Here is a 734-nt window from a genome sequence, read left to right as displayed (position 1 = left end):
GGCGGCACTCGCTGGAGGTGAGTTTTCCATGGCTGTAAGAGAACTGATATTTAGCCTGTCGGAACATGACCTTGCGATTACTGAAGTGGAGCGCGATACTCTAACTCGCCTTGCCGAGGACCTAGAGGATGATCAGCTCAAGAATATGGTCATGACACTGAGCATGAATCCAAGTGGCTCTTGACGCTTACAGTCATTCCCAGAGTCGGGTTCGAGTTCGCTAGATTCGGTGAGCCTCGTTCCAAGCATCGCCGTGAGCTCGGTGAATACAGGACTTCTCAGCAGGATCCTTTGGACCCCAAGGAAACTGACTTGTATATCCCGAGCCTCATGAGTCTCGACTACGACGACGAGGACCGTCTTGACTGCATCGAAGTTATTAACCTGCAGGGGCAGATCTATGTCGAGGGTCTGCAAGTAGTCGGCCTCACGCCCCATCAATTCATCGAGGGTATGGCGGCCCGCGGCCACGATGTCATCGGCCCGGTCGTAGGCATCTACGCAATTCCGGAGCTCGGGTTGCGAACCGGCGACACCTATGACCCCCGTACCCAAGGGACCGTCATTGATGGCATCACGCTGTACGAGGAAGAGACCGACCCGGATTTCCTAGGCTAACGTCCCGGGCGCATCTGCCGGTGGAAGGATCCCCATGGCTGAACTCACTGAACTCGCCAGCCTCGCCCGCATAAACGCCACTCCGGGCCGCTATGACTGGGCTGCGGTCGCTGCGA

Annotated in this window: 2 protein-coding genes; both read left to right on the top strand. The window is 56.8% G+C overall.

The window, feature by feature from the left end; all coding sequences use genetic code 11:
• A partial coding sequence (locus FAB82_RS27175; RefSeq protein WP_211116636.1) for a hypothetical protein occupies nt 1-184 on the top strand: 184 nt, incomplete at its 5' end.
• Between the two features lie 146 nt (nt 185-330).
• A complete protein-coding gene (locus tag FAB82_RS16235; RefSeq protein ID WP_136535589.1) occupies nt 331-618 on the top strand; it encodes a hypothetical protein in 288 nt (95 codons plus the stop codon).
• Nucleotides 619-734: the final 116 nt, after the last annotated feature.

Source organism: Glycomyces buryatensis (genome assembly GCF_004912275.1).
Taxonomy (GTDB): Bacteria; Actinomycetota; Actinomycetes; order Mycobacteriales; family Micromonosporaceae; genus Glycomyces; species Glycomyces buryatensis.
The sequence above is the reverse complement of the archived record's forward strand: the minus strand, read 5'-3'. Positions and strand labels throughout refer to the sequence as shown.